The following is a 14,276-nucleotide window of genomic DNA, read 5'->3' as shown; positions in this document are numbered from 1 at the left end:
CAGATGGACCCGCACGTCACCCCACAAGATGATCTACCCAGCCCGGCCGTTGGCATCCACGCCCTCATCGCCCGGCAGATGGCGGCGACTCCAGACGCTCCCGCACTGATCTGGGAAGAGGGGACACTGAGCTACGGGCAGCTGTCCGCCTGGGTCGACCTCATGGCTACCCACGTCCAGGCTGCCGGAGGCGGACAAGACATCCCCGTCGGTCTGATGGCGTGGCGATCGCCAGAGCTCGTCATCGGGCTGCTCGGCATCCTTACCGCAGGCTCGGCCTACGTCCCACTCGATCCCGAATACCCGGAGAAGAGACTACGGTTTCTTGCGACGAGCTGCCGGCTTCCCATCACCGTGGCCATGTCCGGGGCGCCTGCGGGCTCGCTACGCGCCGATGGGGTCCAGGTGGTCCAGATACCGCAGCCGATCGGGCAGCCTCCGCGGTGCCGGCCGGTCACTACTCGGTTCCACCCCGACCAACTCGCCTACGTTCTGCACACCTCTGGCTCGACGGGCGTACCCAAGGGAGTCGCAACCCCACATCGCGGCGTGGTCAACCGGCTCTTGTGGATGCAGGAGCGGTTTGCGATCGGCCCTGGGGACCGGGTTCTGCAGAAGACACCGTTCACCTTCGACGTGTCCGCGTGGGAGCTGCTGTGGCCGCTGATCACGGGTGCCGCCCTGGTACTGGCCACGCCCGGAGCCCAGCGCGACCCGATCCAGCTCACCGAAATCATCCAACGACACGGAATCACCGTGGTGCATTTCGTCCCGCCCATGCTCGACGCCTTCTTGGCGGCCCCGGACGCCGCGGCGTGCGTCTCGCTCCGGGACGTGATCTGCAGCGGACAGGAGCTCACCGCTGACCTGCGGGACCGCTTCTACCTCGGCCCTGGGCGCAACGGCGCGATGCTGCACAACCTCTACGGCCCGACCGAGGCGAGCATCGATGTCACCGCCTGGACCTGCCTTCCGGGTGAGCGCAAGGCACAGATTCCCATTGGGTACCCGATCACCAACACCGCCCTCAGCATTGTCGACGCGGATCTGCGGCCGGTTGCCGACGGCGAACCAGGTGAGCTGCTGCTCGGTGGCCATGGACTGGCTCGTGGCTATGTGGGGCAGGCGGCGCTGACCGCAGCTGCATTCGTTCCCGGCGAGGACGGACAACGCCTATATCGAACCGGTGATCGGGTGGTGCGCCTGCCCGGAGGGCCAGTTGTCTACCTCGGCCGGCTCGACGATCAGGTCAAGGTGCGGGGATTTCGGGTCGAGCCCGCCGAGATCGAGCACCATCTGCTGCGGCTGCCAGGCGTGCGGCAATGCGCGGTCGTGGCCGTCGGCAACGGGGCAGATGCCCGGCTGATCGGCTACGTCACCGGTGGCATCGCCTCGGAGCGAGAGATGATCGGCGACCTGGCCGACCATCTGCCAGCGCACATGGTGCCCAGCCGCGTCATCCGGCTCACCGCATTGCCGGTCGGGCGACACGGAAAGACCGACCGTGAAGCACTGCGCCGACGAATTGACGCGGACCAGCCGTCCGACACAGGACTCCAGCCCCCGGTTGGTGAACAGGAAGAATGGCTGGCGGCTCTGTGGAGCCAGGTACTGGGTGTCCAATCGGTGGGGCGGGACGACTCGTTCTTCCACCTGGGCGGAACATCCTTGTTGGCCGCCAAGGTCATCACCCGGGTACAAGAGCGCTTCCGGGTACGCATCACAATGCGTGAGTTCACCGCCACCCCGACGGTCAGCAGCCTCGCCTCGCTCCTGACGACGGCCTCGGCGCGGCAGGCGATGCCTGCACTCACGGGGCTCACCGGCACTTCGCAGCCGGAGACCTACACCCCGACCAGTGCCCAGCACGCACTATGGGCACTACGCAGCGTCAATCCGGCCGCTGCGTCGGCCTATACCGTGCCGAGCGCGCTGCGGATCACCGGCTTGCTCGACGTGGACGCCCTGCAGGGCAGCCTGCATGAGGTCATCCGGGAACACGCGGCGTTTCGTACTGGCTTCCGCACCGACGAAACGGGTTTGGTGGCCTATGTGCTGCGCCCGGATGACCCACGGTGCGCTATCGCCTTGCCGGTGCACGACCTCACCTCGTTCGGCGAAGACGCCTACGTCGAGGCCGAGCGCCGCGCCTCGTGGGATGCGGGCCGTCCTTTCGCGGCGGAAGCCGCGCCATTGCTGCGCGCCACTCTATGGCGGCTTCGGCCCACTGAGCACCTTCTGCTGGTCGTGGTCGACCACCTGGTGTTCGACGGCTGGTCACAGGACATACTTGATCACGAGCTCTCCGTCCATTATGGGCGCCTGACCGGACACGCGGCCACGGGTGCTGGAGTTTCCGGGCCCCACGTCGCTCGTTCCGAGTTCCACGACTACGCCCAATGGTTGCAGCGATGCGAATCAGCCGGAGTCATCGAACGGCAGGTTCGCGCCGCCAACGAGGCGCTGGTAGGCATTGGCACACCGCTTCGCCGGTTTGGGGATCTCCCCGAACCGAGGTCACAGGAGTTTCGGGGCCGTCGGCACACCATCGTTGTCCCGCAGGGCACCGATCACCACCTGCGCAGGTTGGCTGCCGAGGAGTCAGCGACACCTTTTGCGGTGCACCTGGCAGCGTTCGTCTTGGCCCTTGACGCATACAGCGACGGTGATCTGCTCCTCGGTACCGTCATGGCGGGTCGGCTGGCCAGCGCCGTGGAGCACACCGTCGGCTACTTCGCGAACACCGTGCCACTGCGGCTGTCCACTGCGGGTTCGGCCACGTTCCGTTCTTTGGTAGGTCACGCCAGGGATGTCACGGCCACAGCCACGGACCGGCAGCAAGCACCACTGGCCCAGATCGACACGGGCGGCGGCAAACACCCACACATCCGCGCAGTCCTTGTCTCCCAGGGAGAGGTTCGTACCAGGGCTGCGTTTCCTGGACTGGGCTGTACGGCGGTAGCAATCGACAACGGATCCGCCAAATTCCCGGTCACCCTGCTCGTGGAGGAGCACCGAGGGCGTACGCACGTGATCCTGGAAACACGTACCGACCAGTTCACTGAACCTGCTGCCCAACAACTGCTCGACAGCTACGTGCGGATCCTAGCCGCAGCCACTGCCGATCCTGACACCGCGCCCGCGGCTCTCGTCACGACGCGGCCGAAAGCCCTCCCGCAGACAGCGGAGTGCATCCACCATCGGTTCGAGCGCGCCGCCGCCAAATACCCCGGCAATATCGCGGTTATTCACAACGATCATAAGATCACATATCGGGATCTCGACGCGGCCGGCAACTGCGTGGCTCACCGTCTCATCGAGCGGGGAGTACGGCCAGGGATGACGGTCGGCATATGCGCCGAACGAGGCCTGGCCTTCATCATCGGCCTACTCGGCGTGCTCAAGGCCGGGGCAGCCTACGCCCCTCTCGACCCGAGATATCCCAAGGCCCGCAACCGTCTCGTACTGCAAGACACCGACTGTCCGGTGATCATCGGAACAACCGCGCAACTCGCTGCCTTGGGCAAACACACCGGCCAGTTCCTCCTCATCGATGAGGAATGTGCCGATGACCACCGGCACCAACACAGCCCACCTGCCACGGTGACGGTGACCCCGGAGTACCCCGCTTACGTCATCCACTCCTCAGGTACGACAGGACGCCCCAAGGGAGTGCCCGTCTCCCACCGCAGCGTGACCCAACTGTTCGACGCCGCACAGCGGCAGTTCAGGTTCGGCCAGCGCGATGTCTGGACTGGGTTTCATTCCTTCGCTTTCGACTTCTCGGTCTGGGAAATATGGGGTGCGTTGCTACATGGCGGAAGCCTCATCGTGGTGGACCACGCGATCAGCCGCGACCCGGAGGCATTCTGGAGCCTGCTCATCCGCCATCACGTCACGGTCCTGAGCCAAACGCCGTCCGCCTTCCGGCAACTCCTGCCCGCCGCCCAGCGAGCCGGCTTCCCGGACACGGCGCTGCGGTTGGTGGTGTTCGGAGGTGAGGAGCTCTCCCCGGCGATGCTGCAACCGTGGTTCGATCGATATGGCGACACCCGCCCCCAGCTGGTCAACATGTATGGGATCACGGAAACCACCGTCCACGTGACGCTGCGTCCTCTTGAGCGGGCTGACGTGGTCGGCGCCCGCAGCCCGATCGGCAGACCGCTGCCCGGCGCCGCTGTCCACCTACTCGACGACGACCTCAGACCTGTTGCGCAGGGCACCATCGGTGAGGTGTTCGTCGGCGGGTCCGGCGTTGCCGCGGGCTATCTGCAGATGGCTGGGATGACCGCACAGCGCTTCCTGCCCGACCCCTTCGGGCCGCCCGGGAGCCGCCTGTACCGGACGGGGGATCTCGCCGAATACGACACCGACGGCGAGTTGTGCTTCCGTGGTCGGGTCGACGATCAGGTGCAACTGCGCGGACACCGCATTGAGCCGGGCGAGGTCGAGGCCGCGCTCCTCAGCGACGGCCGCATCGAGCATGCGGTCGTCGTCCTGCGTGACGATCCACAGGGCGAACCGCGACTCGTGGGCTACGTGGTCCCACGCCCCGGCGTGGCTCTCGTCCCTCGCCAGCTGCGCGAGCGCCTGAGCCACGTGCTCCCTTCACATATGGTTCCTTCCACCGTGATCCTGATCGATAGCCTGCCCATGACACAGCAAGGCAAACTTGACCGCACCGCCCTGCCCGATCCGGTATGGCCGCTCGTGGGGAGGATCGCCGAACCGGCCACCGTCTCCACCGCGCACGAGCGGGAACGAACCTTGAAGGCGATCTGGGAGGCAGTGCTCGGCGAGACCGGAATCGGCATCGACGATGATTTCTTCGCGTTGGGTGGCGACTCGATCCTTGCCATCCGGCTCATCGCGATGGCCAGGACCGCCGGCCTCGCCATGGACGTCGCGACCGTGTTCGCGAGACCAACCATCCGGGACCTGGCGGCGCTCCCCACCCGGGGCGAGCCCGTCCAACGGCTACCGACAGCCCACGGGGCGCCGGGGTGGAACGAGCGTTGTTACCCGATGACAGCCCAGCAACTCGGGATCGCTTATGAATGCGAGGTGGAGCGCGACCCGACCCTCTACCACGATCTGTTGGCGGTGCACCTGCGAGGACGGCTCGATACGGAGGGGTTGCGCGACGCACTCCAGCAGATCAGCCAGGCTCACGAAGCGCTCCGCACCTCCTTCCACCTCGATGCGCCCGGTGGCCCCATTCAGCGTGTGCACGATGACTTACGCATCCCGCTCATGGTCGAGCCACCGTCCGCAGTCGTGGAACCCGCGCGGAGAGTCGAACGGTGGTGGCTGAGACAGCGACACAACGCGTTCGATCTCGCTAGCGCCCCGCTGATCAGATGCCACATCTTGCCGCATTCGGCAACCGCCTACGACTTGTGCCTCACCACGCATCACGTACTGCTCGACGGGTGGAGTTTGGCGACCGTTGCGGCGGACCTACTCCACTGCTACCGCAGGCAGCTCTCCGGCGAGGCGCCGAACACGAGGTCCCTGCCGACCGCCGGTCAGCGCAGCTGCGTTGTGCGTGAACGTGCGGCCCGGGAAGATGAGGCCGAGCAGGAATTCTGGCGGCGCTATCTCGACGGTATCGACCCAGGGCCGTGCCCTGGCGGCGGGGTAGTGCGGTCACCGGAGGCCACGGCCCGGATTCAACCGGATGCCCGCATCCTGTTGCCGACAACGCTCACCCCGGCATTACGCCAGGTAGCCCGCGATCTGTCCGTGTCGCTGAAGAGCGTGCACGTAGCGGCACATCTGTGGGCGGTGGGAGAGTTGGCTGGCCAGTCCGACGTGAGTTTGGGTGTTGTCTGCCATACCCGGCCCGAGGAGGGCAACGGCGATCGTGAGGTAGGGATGTTCCTCAACTCGTTGCCGTTCCGGGCGAATCTGGCCAGCATGCAGAACTGGGCACAATTGATCCGGTGTGCCGCCGTGCGGGAACGCGAGCTCATGCCACATCGGTGGACGCCGCTGGCTGACCTCGTCGCGATCAACCGCGGCCCCGTCTTTCACGCGCTGTTCAACTACACCGATTTCCATCTCCTGGACAACGTGCCGTCGCACGGTGAACTCCAGGTCTGCGGCTGGTATTCCAACGATCGGACGTCCTTCCCGCTGTTCGCCGAATCCAACCGCCTTATCGGCTCAAGCCAGGTCGAACTCACAGTCCGAGCCCATCACCTCGGCGCCTCCACCGCGGCGAGGCGGTACGCGGCCCTGGCGTTGCGAGCCGTCGAGGCAATCGCCGAAGACCCCTTAGCACCGCTTCCTGACCACCGTCTCAGTGAATGAGGTGAGATCATGACGGACGAGCCCGACTCCCAACGCATGCAGGTTGTGATCAACGACGAGGAGCAATACTCGATCTGGCCCGCCGACCGCGACCTGCCGCGTGGCTGGCACCCAACCGGGGTGGCCGGAACGAAGGAGGAATGCCTCACACACATCGATACGGTGTGGACCGACATCCGGCCGCGCAGCCTGCGAGAACACATGGCACAAGCCGCCAGTGCAGCCTCGCAATTCGACCAACTGGGCACGGTGTACGACACGTTCTCGGACTCACCGTTCCGGCGTTACCTCGAACTCCCGACGGTGTTCAGCTTCCTTGGCGACATCGCGGGCCTGGACGTGCTCGACATCGGCTGCGGTAGTGGCGTGTACACCCGGCTGCTGAAACGTCGCGGAGCCCGGCGCGCGGTTGGCCTTGACCTCATGCCCGGGATGGTTGAGCACGCCCGGGAAATAGAGGAGGCCGCACCGGTCGGAGCTGAATACCTCGCCGGCGGGTTACCGTCCAAACTGAACGGAACCTTCGATGTTGTCCTCGCCGTGTATGTCTTGCCCTACGCGACAGACTCCGCACAACTAGCCGATCTCTGCCGGACGGCCGCACGGGCTCTCCGTCCCGGCGGACGCCTGGTGACGTTGCCCGTCAATCCTGAAGTGCGGCGAGACAGAAAGTACTACGAGCCGTACGGGTTCAGGATGTATGGATCCGCTACCGGAGCCGATCCCGACCCCATCACTCTCGACCTCTGCTACGAGGAGATCGACGAGACGATATCTGCCTGGGTGTGGTCGGCTCAGGCGATCGAGTCCGCTCTGTCCGAGGCAGGATTCACCGACATCACATGGTCAGGCCCCATTGTGGAGGACAGCGGCCGGCAGGCCATGGGACAGGCGTTCTGGCAGCCGTACCTGGACTGCCCACACGCACTAACCGTCCAATGTCACCTCCCAACAGTAAGCCCAAGATCTTAGGCCTCAACGCGGTATGACGGGCACCCTTGATCGGGCAATGCGGACGGGGTCTCCGGTCACCACATACACGCAATGACACGCATACGGCCGCACCTGTTGTTGAGGTAAGGCCGCCGACAGTGTGCGCGGAAAGGGAAAGATGATGACCATCGCCGCACGGGTGGGTGCGCGAGCACAGGGTGCTGCCGACGCCACGACCGAGAAACTGCTGCAAGTCGCCCGTGACATGCGCCCGCGACTGCTGGAGCGATCAGCATGGGCCGAAGAACACAGGCAGATCCCGCAGGAGTCCATAGAAGACCTGCACCAGGCCGGATTCTTCCAGTACTGGGTTCCTCGCCGATGGGGCGGCGCGGGTGGTTCGCTGATCGGACAGATACGAATCGCGGCGGAGCTGGCGAAGGGCTGCCCGTCGACAGCCTGGGTGTGGACGCTCGTCGGTGAAATGACCGGTTTGACCGGCACGTTCCTCACGCCTGAAGGCACCAGAGCCGTCTACGGGTCGTCGGACCGTCCGGCGGTCGCGGCAGTTCTCATGCCCAGCGCCACGGCGCGCAAGGTCGAGGGCGGCTACCGGGTGACCGGATCATGGGGATTCGCCAGCGGTTGCCTGCACGCGAACTGGCTCATGGGTGGGATCGCCATTGTCGACGACACCGGCGCGGTGGTCGACCAAGGGGCAGCGTTCGTGCCGATGTCGGACGGCGCTATCAAGGACACCTGGAAGGTCGTCGGCATGCGCGGTACCGGTAGCCACACCTTCGTCGTGGACGACGTGTTCGTTCCCGACGACCTGGTGCGCATGATCGCCGAGCTACCAGCCCTCGCCGCGGCCCTGCCGGAAGAGGACAGGGACTTGGTCGACCGAGCCCCCATTGGGCCCCTGTTCAGCGTAGGCCTCGGCGGTCCGCTGCTTGGTGCGGCAGAAGCGATCCTGGAAAAGGTCAGCGTGAGCGCGCACGAGCGCGGGATCACCTTCTTCGACTTCGGCAAGCAGGTCGACTCCGCCGTTGTACTGGAGCGAATCGGCGAGGCCGCTGTCCGAATCGACTCGGCGTGGCTGTTGCTGGAGCGCGCCGCTTACGAGTTGGAGGAGCGCACTCGCCTGGGGCCACTCGGGTATGAGCGTCGAGCGTGGTGCCGGGCAGCGGCCGGACATGCGGTCGACGAGCTGCGCATCGCGGTGGACTCGTTGATGTCGATCGCGGGTGCTTCCTCCTTCGCCGAATCCAATGTACTGCAGCAGTACTGGCGTGACCTCATGGTGGGTTCGCGGCACGCCTTCCTGAGCACCCGACCGCTCTACGAAGCCTACGGCCGTGCGTATTGCAACGTGGAGCCCAACATCACCCCCTATATCTGAGCCAATTGCGGCGAGTAGTGTGATTTGCCCTGAGATGTGTGGGGGTACTGGATTCTTGGCTACTGTCAGGGGTCTCGGGTGGAGTCGTTTGTACTCGATGGGTGCAAGCATGTCGTTTTCGATATCTTCGCCCCACCGTGCCGTCTATGGCGTCCAGTGGTTATGTCGCATGCTCGATGCGACCCACACGGGTTTCTATGCCTGCTTGCGCGTAGGCCTGCCCTACCAGGCAAGTACCGCAGAGGAGGCCGAGCGGGTGGAGTACATCCGTGGAGGTCCACGGCTATCCCCAGGGCACCTATGGGGCGCCTCGAGTGACCGAGCTCCGCTCGACTGGTCGACAGGTGAACCAAAAACGCGTTGAACGGCTGATGTGCCAGCAGGAGATCGTGGGACGCCACCAGCACAGACGCAAGCGCACCACCATCCTGGATGCGACCGTGCCGCCGGCACCGGACTTGGTCGGCCGGGGCTTCACCGCCAGCGAGCTGAATCAACGATGGTTCGGTGACATCATCACCTACCTGCCCATCGCAGGCGGCGAGTACCTGTATCTGCCAACGATGATCGATATCTGCTCGCGCAGGCACATCGGGTAGTCGATTGCCTTTGGCCGGCCCGGGCACGTGATCGGGACCGATGGCCACGTCAACAGCGGCGTGCGGGTTTCCTGGTCAGAAACTCCACCAGAGACGCACCTCGCCCGCTTCGATCGCCATTGGCGCTCGCTCCGACATATCCTTTCAGTCGCGGCATCGATTTTCTCGGAGTTCACTCGGAACCAAGCCGATCCTGAGCGTGACTCGTGCGAACCGCCAACCCCGAAACCACTATCTCGGTCCGACAGGCGCGAGATTCTCGTCGAACCCGAAGGTACACAAACGGCCGCAGGCGCAACCGATGTCGCGCCCGCGGCCGTGCACTACCGCCGGATCACCACTTCGCCATCGTGGGCGCGCCAACGGTGCCTTGCGCACCGAGGCCCAGACCGTCCTTACTGTTGTACGACGCGGCACCGACGTGGAACTGCGACCCGTCGGGGCGAATGCCCCACACGTCGACCGGGGCGTCCACGCCATGGGTGCTGAACTTCCGTAGCCAGCAGCTACCCGGCCGCTGAACGGGACTGATCACGCCGACCGTGGTCCCGCCGCCGCCGAGTTCGGCCGGGTGAATGTCCACGAAGGCGGAGTAGTTACCCTGGGCACAGATCTGGATATACCCGTCCGGAATGGTCGAGGCCGAGGCGGTCGCCACCGTGCCGGTCAGCAGCGCACCGCTGAGTAGACCGGTCGCGCCGAGCCCCACTACGACCCGCTTCACTGCATTCTTCACACCCATGGAGATTCCTTTCAAGAAATATGGGACGCCCTGTTCGAGCGCGTTGCTCAGTAGTCAACCAGCCGCCTCGGGCATACTCAACCGAAAAACCCCAGGCCAGGACGAACGGGTATCGGGCAATGCCCGAAAATCTACTTCGACCCACCATTTCCGCACGACATCGAACCCGTATTTAGAGCGTGCACCATTTGGCGAGTTCCTGATAGCAGAGTAAGTGCGGCAGCAAGCAAGAGGGGCCGCAGAACAAGGGCCGTATCGCCGTCGGCGTAGGCCGGCGCGGTCGACGCGTGCGAGTTCTCGATCACCTCGTGCTCGCTCTCGGCCCGCGAGGGGTAGCCTGACAGACCGCCGTACTGCCGCAGCGAGTCGAACCCGGCGGCGCGGCCGGTGACGAGCTTGTGTACGCAGGCTTGAGGCCCGATGTCGAAGTCGCTGACGATGGTCACGGTGTTAGCGCTCGCTATGGCCGACGCACCACAGTACTGGAGCGGGTCTTGTGCGCGGTCACGCTGGCGCTGGGTGGTCGCGCCGGGGCCCGGTTGACCCAGCGCCTGGCCGCTGCGGTCAGCCGGATGACGTTGCTGCACCTGGTTCGTGCCCTGCCCGACCCCGAATACGCGACTCCTCGGGTGCTGGGTGTGGACGACTTCGCCCTGCGTCGTGGGCACCACTACGGCACGCTCCTGATCGACGTCGAATCCTGCCGCCCAGTCGACGTGCTGACCGACCGCACCGCCGAGACGCTGACCGCGTGGTTACAAGCCCATCCTGGCGTGGAGATCGTCTGCCGGGACCGGGCCGGCGCCTACGCCGAGGACGCCCGCCAAGGCGCACCGGACGCGCTGCAAGTGGCCGACAGGTGGCACGTGTGGAACAACCTTGCCGACGCGGTGGAGCGCACCGTCGCCCGACACCAGAAACGCCTGAATGCAGCAGTCGAAACCTGCGCCGACTCCGACCCCGGTACTGATGCCGATCACCAGCACGACCAAGACGAGGACGTCGCGGCGCCGGTGGCGGCTGTCCAGCCGCAAGACAGAACGGATCGGATCGCGACCCGAACGCGGGAGCGCTGCACCGCAATCCATGCCCTGCTGGCCGAAGGCGTGGGCATCAGGGCCACTTCCGCCCGGCTCGGGCTCGCGCGTGGGACCGTACGCCGTTTCGCCCGCGCCGATGCCGTGGAGGAGTTGTTGACTCGCAACGACACTGGTCGACGACCGAGTCTGTTAGAGGAGTTCAAGCCCTACCTACACCAACGCGTCAACGACGGGTGCACCAATGCCGTCGCCTTGTTCGCCGAGATCAAGGCACGCGGCTACCGCAGTGGCCAGAAGATCGTGCGCGAGTACCTGCGTCCGTTCCGCACCGCCGACCGTGTCCCCGAGCCGCTTCGTAAGCCGCCCTCGGTTCGGCGAGTCGTGGGTTGGATCACGAGCAACCCGTCCAACATGGACGAAGAAGACCAACGCCGGCTCCACACCATTCTGGCTGCCAGCCCACAACTGGCCGCACAGGCGGGTCACGTTCGTGCCTTTGCCACCATGACGATCACCCTGACCTCGGTATGACACTCTGGAGTTGGGTGTGCGGCGTGGTTGATGACCGTCTTGCATGAAGCAAAGCCTTAACGCAGTTGCGCAGCCTGCTGACCAAGGCCGGTCGCCGCCGCAACATCGAGTCCGATGTCCAGCGACTGCGCACGATCTTCCGCGCCGAGTATTTGCGTCAGCCAGGCGTGGTCGAGGACGCGATGGGCCTCCAACTCGCCGCCCTGCTGGCCCAGTTCACCGCCGCCCGCACTGCCGCTGAGCAGCTCGCGGAGGCCGCACGAGCACATTTTGAACAGCACCCGGACGCCACGATCATCACCAGTTTCCCGGCCTGGGGCTGCTGGCCGGCGCCCGGGTGCTCGCCGAGATCGGAGACGACCGCTCCCGATTCCCCGACCCACGGGGTTTGAAGGCCTACGCCGGATCGGCACCCATCACCCGCGCCAGCGGCCGAAAAACGGTGGTCATGCACCGGCCCGTCAAAAACCGGCGCCTGGCCGCCGTCGGCAGCATCTGGGCACTGGCCTCGCCCAAAGCCAGCCCCAGAGCACGCCGCCACTTCGACGCCCGCCGCGCCACCGGCGACTGGAACCACCAAGCCCAGCGACATCTGTTCAACAAGTTCCTCGGCCAGCTCCACCACTGCCTGCACACCGGTCAGCTCTTCGACGAACATCGCGCGTTTCCACCCCCTCTCGTCGCTGCGGCCTGACTTCTAACCACCGTGAGATGTCTTTCTGGTGTGCCTCCGGTCGTCCGGAAAGATCGGGGCGTGCAGGCGGGGCAGGGATGGCTTTCATGCAGGCTGCCCTTGATGGCTCAGGAGGCTCGGCCGCCCCTACCCCGCACCCTTGTTTTGACCGCTGATTAGGCACTGCGAACGATCGCTATGTAGGGCGTTGACGGCAGGACGGGGATGCATCGCACCGTCTGACTGATCGGAGGATCGATGGCAGTAAAGGTGGGAATCGATGTCGCCAAGGAGTTCCACTGGGTCGCGATCGTGGTGGCCGAATCCGGGAAAGTCTTTGCCTCCCAACGTATCGATAACGATCCCGACAGTATCGACGCGCTGATCGGCCAGCTGCGGCATGCCGAGGCCCCGACCACGGCGAGCTCACTGTCGCGATCGATTTGATGGGCGGTGTGGCCAGCCTCCTGACCGCGATGCTCATTGAGGCCGAGATCCGCCTGGTGCACGTGCCGGGCCTGGTCGTCAACCGCGCCCGCCGCGCCACCAAGGGCGGCGAGGCCAAGTCCGACCCCCGCGACGCCAAGACCATCGCCGACCAGCTGCGACTGCACGACGACTGGCGCGAGGTCACCACCAGCGACGAGACCACGCTGGACCTGCACATGCTGGTGTCCGCCGGAGGGAACTCGTGGTGGACCAAACCCGCCGCCTGGCCCGGTTGAGGGAGACCTTGGCCAGCTTCTTCCCCGGCCTGGAACGCGCCGTGGACGTCACCAACCTCGGTGATCTCCAGTTGCTGGCCCGGCATGTCACCCCGGCTGAGATCCGCCGGGCCGGCCGACGCCGCCTCACCGAGTACCTGCTGCGGGCCGGTGCTTGCGGTCCCTACGCCGAAGCGCTGGTCGGAAAGCGGTCACCGCCGCCGAGGCTCAGCGAACCGTCGTGCCCGGCGAGGCCCGGATGGCCGAGTTCGCCCGCGAGTTCGCCACCGAGGTCATCGCGGTCCGGCGCCGTATCGGGGAGCTGGACGCCCAGATCGCCGAGGACCTCGACCGCCACCCTGACGCGGCCCTCATCCGCAGCCTGCCGGGGACGGGGGCCACCCTGACCGCGGAATTCCTCGCGGAGGCAGGAAATCTCACCCGATTCGCACCGCCGACCAACTCGCCTCGGCCGCCGGCCTGGCTCCGGTGCTGCAGCAGTCCGGCAAGATGCACTACCTGCGCCGGGCCACCGCTGGCAGCAAGGCCCTGAAGTTCGTCTTCTACCAGTCCGCGTTCTGCGACATCCGCGCCGACCCCGCCAGCTAAGCCTTCTACCGGCGCAAACGCACCGAGGGCAAACGACACCACCAAGCCCTCATCGCGCCCGCCCGACGCCGCATCAACGTCCTGTTCGCGCTGCTGCGCACCCGCCAGCCCTACCAAGCCGACTACAGGCCCCCGACACGGCTACCGCTGCTTGACAAAAACATTAGGCAGCCTCCTCGACTCGCTCGGCGACCGCATGCCCGCATGGCGAGGTGTTGAATGGTGAACTCGCAAGCTCGGACCAGTGCACTGAACCTGCCACCCAGCAACTGCTCAACAGCTACATGCGGATCCTGGCCTCAGGCACTGCCGATCCGGACACCGCGCCCTCGGCTCTCGTCACGACGTGGCCGAACTCCCTCCCGCAGACAGAGGCGTGCATCTACCTCGGTTCGAGCACGCTGCAGCCAAATATCCCGACAAATCGCGTTTATGCAAAACGATCATAAGATCACGTACCGGGATCTCGAGGCCGCCGGCGACTGCGTGGCTCGCCGTCTGATCGAGCGGGAAGTACGGCCAGGGACGACAGTCGGCCATATGCGCCGAACGAGGCATGGCTTTCATTATCGGTTTGCCAGGCATCGGATTGACTGCCCAGGCGTGTGTGATTTGGCCTGGCGGACCAGCTTGCTCTATGGGCCGAATGAGTTGTGGGGGGGGGGGGGGGCGGCGCCCACACAACTAACGGCGCGGGCTATATGCGGGGGGGGGGGTGGCGGGGCAGT

The 14,276-nt window shown here is 65.6% G+C and carries 12 protein-coding genes and 1 pseudogene; 10 read left to right on the top strand and 3 right to left on the bottom strand.

From position 1 onward, the window contains the following. Positions 1-3: 3 nt before the first annotated feature. The 4 genes from ACWEV3_RS37285 to ACWEV3_RS37270 all read left to right on the top strand — a co-directional run bounded on the left by ACWEV3_RS37285 (position 4) and on the right by ACWEV3_RS37270 (position 9,249). Positions 4-6,315: an amino acid adenylation domain-containing protein gene (locus tag ACWEV3_RS37285; protein ID WP_452618404.1), complete on the top strand. Its 6,312-nt coding sequence runs from the start codon at positions 4-6 to the stop codon at positions 6,313-6,315. 9 nt (positions 6,316-6,324) lie between these two features. Continuing rightward, positions 6,325-7,287 (top strand): MbtH family NRPS accessory protein, encoded by a 963-nt coding sequence (locus tag ACWEV3_RS37280; RefSeq protein ID WP_452618403.1) that lies wholly within the window; start codon positions 6,325-6,327, stop codon positions 7,285-7,287. A 139-nt stretch (positions 7,288-7,426) separates the two neighbouring features. Continuing rightward, positions 7,427-8,650: an acyl-CoA dehydrogenase family protein gene (locus ACWEV3_RS37275; protein ID WP_452618402.1), complete on the top strand. Its 1,224-nt coding sequence runs from the start codon at positions 7,427-7,429 to the stop codon at positions 8,648-8,650. Positions 8,651-8,919: 269 nt separating this feature from the next. Continuing rightward, positions 8,920-9,249, top strand: coding sequence for an IS3 family transposase (locus ACWEV3_RS37270; protein WP_452618401.1), 330 nt, complete (start codon positions 8,920-8,922; stop codon positions 9,247-9,249). A 334-nt stretch (positions 9,250-9,583) separates the two neighbouring features. Here ACWEV3_RS37270 and ACWEV3_RS37265 read toward each other — a convergent pair whose 3' ends face one another. After that, the gene (locus ACWEV3_RS37265; protein WP_452618400.1) at positions 9,584-9,991 is read right to left on the bottom strand and encodes a hypothetical protein; all 408 of its coding nucleotides are present in this window, start codon (positions 9,989-9,991) and stop codon (positions 9,584-9,586) included. Between the two features lie 149 nt (positions 9,992-10,140). Further along, positions 10,141-10,419 (bottom strand): annotated as a pseudogene (locus ACWEV3_RS37260) (1-deoxy-D-xylulose-5-phosphate synthase N-terminal domain-containing protein); the annotation flags it as partial. A 66-nt stretch (positions 10,420-10,485) separates the two neighbouring features. Here ACWEV3_RS37260 and ACWEV3_RS37255 point away from each other — a divergent pair. The 5 genes from ACWEV3_RS37255 to ACWEV3_RS37235 all read left to right on the top strand — a co-directional run bounded on the left by ACWEV3_RS37255 (position 10,486) and on the right by ACWEV3_RS37235 (position 12,960). Then, entirely contained in the window at positions 10,486-11,562 is a 1,077-nt protein-coding gene (locus ACWEV3_RS37255) for a transposase (RefSeq protein WP_452618399.1), read from the top strand. A gap of 65 nt (positions 11,563-11,627) precedes the next feature. Continuing rightward, on the top strand, positions 11,628-11,954 hold the full coding sequence (locus ACWEV3_RS37250) for a hypothetical protein (protein ID WP_452618398.1): 327 nt from the start codon (positions 11,628-11,630) through the stop codon (positions 11,952-11,954). Then, a complete protein-coding gene (locus tag ACWEV3_RS37245; protein WP_452618397.1) occupies positions 11,900-12,256 on the top strand; it encodes a transposase in 357 nt (118 codons plus the stop codon). The genes ACWEV3_RS37250 and ACWEV3_RS37245 overlap by 55 nt, the downstream gene beginning before the upstream one ends. Before the next feature lie 237 nt (positions 12,257-12,493). Then, positions 12,494-12,682: an IS110 family transposase gene (locus tag ACWEV3_RS37240; protein WP_452618396.1), complete on the top strand. Its 189-nt coding sequence runs from the start codon at positions 12,494-12,496 to the stop codon at positions 12,680-12,682. An 8-nt stretch (positions 12,683-12,690) separates the two neighbouring features. After that, complete coding sequence (locus ACWEV3_RS37235) at positions 12,691-12,960, top strand: IS110 family transposase (RefSeq protein ID WP_452618395.1); 270 nt, start codon at positions 12,691-12,693, stop codon at positions 12,958-12,960. Between the two features lie 163 nt (positions 12,961-13,123). Here ACWEV3_RS37235 and ACWEV3_RS37230 read toward each other — a convergent pair whose 3' ends face one another. Continuing rightward, complete coding sequence (locus ACWEV3_RS37230) at positions 13,124-13,297, bottom strand: hypothetical protein (RefSeq protein ID WP_452618394.1); 174 nt, start codon at positions 13,295-13,297, stop codon at positions 13,124-13,126. 56 nt (positions 13,298-13,353) lie between these two features. Here ACWEV3_RS37230 and ACWEV3_RS37225 point away from each other — a divergent pair, with 56 nt between their 5' ends. Then, on the top strand, positions 13,354-13,548 hold the full coding sequence (locus ACWEV3_RS37225) for a transposase (RefSeq protein ID WP_452618417.1): 195 nt from the start codon (positions 13,354-13,356) through the stop codon (positions 13,546-13,548). Positions 13,549-14,276: the final 728 nt, after the last annotated feature.

Source organism: Saccharopolyspora sp. NPDC003752 (assembly GCF_053605825.1).
Note: the sequence above shows the minus strand (reverse complement) of the source record. Positions and strands in the feature narration are given on the sequence as shown.